Origin of the sequence: Klebsiella sp. Ech2A, assembly GCF_030078455.1 — a bacterium.
In the GTDB taxonomy this organism is placed as follows: Bacteria; Pseudomonadota; Gammaproteobacteria; order Enterobacterales; family Enterobacteriaceae; genus Klebsiella; species Klebsiella terrigena.
On the sequence record NZ_JAQGFU010000283.1, the window covers coordinates 1 to 4,004 of the forward strand.

General features: G+C 57.1%; 4 protein-coding genes and 1 pseudogene. 4 read left to right on the forward strand and 1 reads right to left on the reverse strand.

Features of this window, described 5'->3' with window-relative positions:
- Positions 1-65: 65 nt before the first annotated feature.
- Positions 66-977 (reverse strand): annotated as a pseudogene (locus tag PFH44_RS25425) (extracellular solute-binding protein); the annotation flags it as partial.
- Between the two features lie 257 nt (positions 978-1,234).
- On the opposite strand from PFH44_RS25425, the gene sbmC reads away from it, so the two are divergent.
- From sbmC to PFH44_RS25445, 4 genes are all read left to right on the forward strand, one after another.
- Entirely contained in the window at positions 1,235-1,708 is a 474-nt protein-coding gene (gene sbmC, locus PFH44_RS25430; protein ID WP_283826546.1) for a DNA gyrase inhibitor SbmC, read from the forward strand.
- 98 nt (positions 1,709-1,806) lie between these two features.
- Positions 1,807-2,865 carry an FUSC family protein gene (locus PFH44_RS25435; RefSeq protein WP_283826548.1) on the forward strand — a complete coding sequence of 353 codons (1,059 nt, stop codon included), beginning with the start codon at positions 1,807-1,809 and terminating at the stop codon, positions 2,863-2,865.
- A 168-nt stretch (positions 2,866-3,033) separates the two neighbouring features.
- On the forward strand, positions 3,034-3,369 hold the full coding sequence (locus tag PFH44_RS25440) for a DUF496 family protein (protein WP_045859480.1): 336 nt from the start codon (positions 3,034-3,036) through the stop codon (positions 3,367-3,369).
- A gap of 171 nt (positions 3,370-3,540) precedes the next feature.
- Positions 3,541-4,004, forward strand: a 464-nt coding sequence (locus tag PFH44_RS25445) for a nicotinate-nucleotide--dimethylbenzimidazole phosphoribosyltransferase (RefSeq protein WP_283826550.1), incomplete at its 3' end; no start/stop codon positions are given.

Consider the following 4,004-nt stretch of genomic DNA (forward strand, 5'->3'; position numbering starts at 1 on the left):
GGGGACCCTGAGCAGCAGCAGCGCCGGCAGCGCGAGCCCGCCGGCAGTGCGTCCGGCGCCTTGTACCTGGCGTATAGGTGTTCCCCTTTTGCCGCGGCGTAGCCGTACTGTTTAAACAGCTGCTGTCCCTGCGCGCTTTGCATGAACTGGACGAATTTCTCTCCCTGTTCCACGCCGTTCGGCGCATTTTTCAGCACCGCGGCGTAGAACACCAGCGGCTGGGTGTGCAGCGTCTGGTCTTTACCGGCGCTGTCCTTAATGGTGAAGCTGACGGTGTCGTACCACTGCTTCGCCATCGCCGGGTTGCTGAGGTTAATCTCATCGGGCAGGGCGACGTAGGGCAGGTGGGCGGAAAGTACTTCGCTCTCGTAGCCCGCCGCGGCGTCAACCTGGCCGCTCTCCAGACGGCTCAGCAGGCCGCCCTCCTGATGGGTCTGCGCCGGGTTTTGCAGTTCGCCGAGGATTTTGTTGCTGATGCCCGGCTGGTGGTAATACTTCTCGGCCAGCAGCAGGGTGAAGACGATATTCTGACCCTTAGGATCGACGTACGGATCGGTGCGGCCAAAGCTGATGTCTTTCTGCGCCAGCAGCTTCAGCCACGAAGCGTCCTGGTTTTTATTCGCCGCGGCAAACTGCGCGGCATATTTTCCTTTGGGGCTGTACGCGACCACCATGCTGGTGCTGGCGACCGGTATCGCCTCATCGATCAGCCCGGCGTCTTTGAGGATTTGCATCGGCCCCGGGGTAATGGAGACGAAAACGTCGGCGGTCAGCTTGTGGCTGGCCAGCAGGCGCGCCATGCCGTAGGCGCCCTGGCCTTGCCCCTGATAATCGCCGTTTTGCGCTTTGGCAAACGCCGGACCTAGCCCCTGATCCATCACCTTACCCATTGAGCCGGCGTAGGTGACGCGAATATCCTGCGCCATCGCCGCATGAGTAAACTGCAGTGCCAGCACGGCGGCCAGCGTAAACTTCATTTTTCCTTGCATCGATATTTCCACTCGTTATGTTTTTATTTACATAACGATTATCAATAATCAGCGCGGCGAAAACAATTTATCCAGAGGTGGCATTGAGGCGCGGTTGAAGTAACCGTTCTGCGTGCCGGCTTCCTGAATCATTTTTTCAACGCCGGCCAATGGCGACTCTGTGAATCCGCGCACATACTGTTTTTTGGCTGCCTGCTACATTGCATGTATATTTATACAGTGTTTCTATCAATCGCGGAGGCAATATGAACTACAGCGTTAAGTCCGTCGGCGCGCGTAAAATCGCCGGTTTTCATATGGTGGGGCCCTGGGAGCAGACCGTTAAGCAGGGTTTTGAGCAGCTGGCGGTATGGGTCAACACCCGCCAGATCCCGGCCCGGGAGTGGATCGCCGTCTATTACGATAACCCGGATCGGGTTCCGGCAGAAAAGCTGCGCTGCGACACCGTGGTGACGGTAGACGACGACTTCGTCATTCCTGCCAATAGCGAAGGGACGATCCTCACCGGGATCGCCGGCGGAGAGTACGCCATTGCCCGCGCGCGGGTGCTGAATCATGATTTCTCCACGCCCTGGCTGCAGTTCTTTGAGAACCTGCTGCAAAGCAAAGAGTACCAGCTGGCGGCAAAACCCTGTTTTGAGCTCTATCTTAATGACGGCAATCGCGACGGCCACTGGGATATCGAAATGTACGTGCCCGTTGAGCACATCGGCAGGTAGGCGCTTACCCACGAAATAAACAAGGTTTCTTACATTAGCGTGATGCTTGCGGTGAAAAAGCAGCTACAATCGGCCTTTTCTTCTTAGTGGAGAGGGTTGTGCGCGCTGATAAATCACTTAAGCCTTTCGAAATTCGCCTGTATCGCCATTACCGAATCGTGCATGGCATACGTATCGCGCTGGCTTTCGTTCTCACTTTTTTACTGGTACGGCTGCTGAACATACCTGAAGGCACCTGGCCGCTGATTACGCTGGTGGTGGTGATGGGGCCGATATCGTTCTGGGGCAACGTGGTGCCGCGCGCGTTTCAGCGTATCGGCGGCACCATCCTCGGCTCAGCGCTTGGGCTGGTGGCGCTCAAGCTGGAGCTTATCTCCCTGCCCGTGATGGTGCTGTGGTGCGCGGCGGCGATGTTCCTCTGCGGCTGGCTGGCCTTAGGGAAAAAGCCCTACCAGGCGCTGCTGATCGGCATCACGCTGGCGGTGGTGGTAGGGGCGCCGCCGGGGGATATGAACACCGCGCTGTGGCGAAGCGGCGACGTTATCTTCGGCTCCCTGCTGGCGATGCTGTTTACCGGCATCTGGCCGCAGCGGGCGTTTCTGCACTGGCGTATCCAGATGGCAAATTACGTCACCGCCCTGAATCGCCTGTATCAGGCCGGGATCTCACCAAACCTGGTCGAGCGCCCGCGGCTGGAAAAACACCTGCAAAAAGTCCTCAACGACGTGGTAAAAATGCGCGGACTGATTACGCCGGCAAGCAAAGAGACCCATATCCAGAAGGCCATTTTCGAGGCGATTCAGACCGTCAGCCGTAACCTGGTCTGTATGCTTGAGCTGCAGGTGAATGCTTACTGGGTGTCGCGGCCGGGGCACTTTGTGATGCTAAACTCCCGTACGCTGCGCGAAACTCAGCAAATGACCCAGCAAACGCTGCTGACCATCGCCCACGCCCTCTATGAAGGCAACCCGCAGCCGATCCGCGCTAACGCTGAAAAGCTCAATGAGATCATCGCCGAACTACGCCAGCTTATCAGAGAGCATCCGGGCGAAAATCTCTCGGAAACGCCGATACACGGCTACGTCTGGCTAACCATAGAGATGGCGCGCCAGCTTGAGCTGCTGTCGAATTTGATCTGTCGGGCGTTGCGTAAATAAAAACCAGATACGCGGCATCGACCCACAGGTTGCTTCGATTCAGCAGCATTTAGGGGTATGATAACCCTAAAGGAAAAAACATTGTCATCAGCGGCTGCTAACAGTTATGTTAGCCCTATATTGCAGTCGCTTTAGCGAATCCGAATCTCAAATATTAGGGGTATAAAAATGGAAACAACTAAGCCTTCTTTCCAGGACGTACTGGAGTTTGTTCGTCTGTATCGTCGTAAGAACAAGCTGCAGCGTGAAATTCAGGACGTTGAGAAAAAGATCCGCGATAACCAAAAGCGCGTACTGCTGCTGGACAACCTTAGCGACTACATCAAACCGGGCATGAGCGTTGAAGCTATCCAGGGCATCATTGCCAGCATGAAGAGCGATTACGAAGATCGCGTTGATGATTACATCATCAAAAATGCTGAACTCTCTAAAGAGCGCCGCGACATCTCCAAAAAGCTGAAAGTTATCGGCGAAGCGAAGGTCGAAGAGAAGGTCGAAGAGTAATCTCCTCGACCCTGCCCGGCGGCGGTTCTCGTCGCCGGGAGTTATCCCCGGCATCCCCTCTGAACGACTCCTTTCTTCCGTATGGCGAACCGCCGTATAACGCCGACTGCTGGCCCGAACGCAGAGAATACGGGCGCCGGTCCGCTCCCTTTAAGCGCTACGAGGAACATCATGGACACACTTTCGGCCCTCATTGCCGACATTCCGCAGCCGGATCGGGCGGCGATGGCCCAGGCGCAGCAGCATCTTGATGGTTTATTAAAACCGCCCGGCAGCCTCGGCCGCCTGGAGGCGCTGGCGGTGCAGCTTGCCGGCATGCCGGGGCTGAAAGGCCGGCTGCGGCTGGCAGAAAAAGCCATCGTGGTGATGTGCGCCGATCACGGCGTCTGGCACGAGGGCGTGGCTATCTCGCCCCAGGCAATTACCGCGATTCAGGCGAGAAACATGACCCGGCAAAACACCGGCGTTTGCGTCCTTGCGGCGCAGGCGGGGGCAAAAGTTCGGGTGGTTGACGTTGGGATCGACGCGGATCCGATCCCCGGTCTTGTCGACCTGAAAGTCTCGCGAGGCAGCGGCAATATTGCGCAAACCGCGGCAATGAGCCGCGAGCAGGCGACGGCGCTGCTGCTCTCGAG

Bases quoted from the DNA above. Each gene is read 5' to 3' on its own strand.
- sbmC (WP_283826546.1), top strand. From the start codon at position 1,235: ATGAACTACAGCGTTAAGTCCGTCGGCGCGCGTAAAATCGCCGGTTTT.
- PFH44_RS25440 (WP_045859480.1), top strand. From the start codon at position 3,034: ATGGAAACAACTAAGCCTTCTTTCCAGGACGTACTGGAGTTTGTTCGT.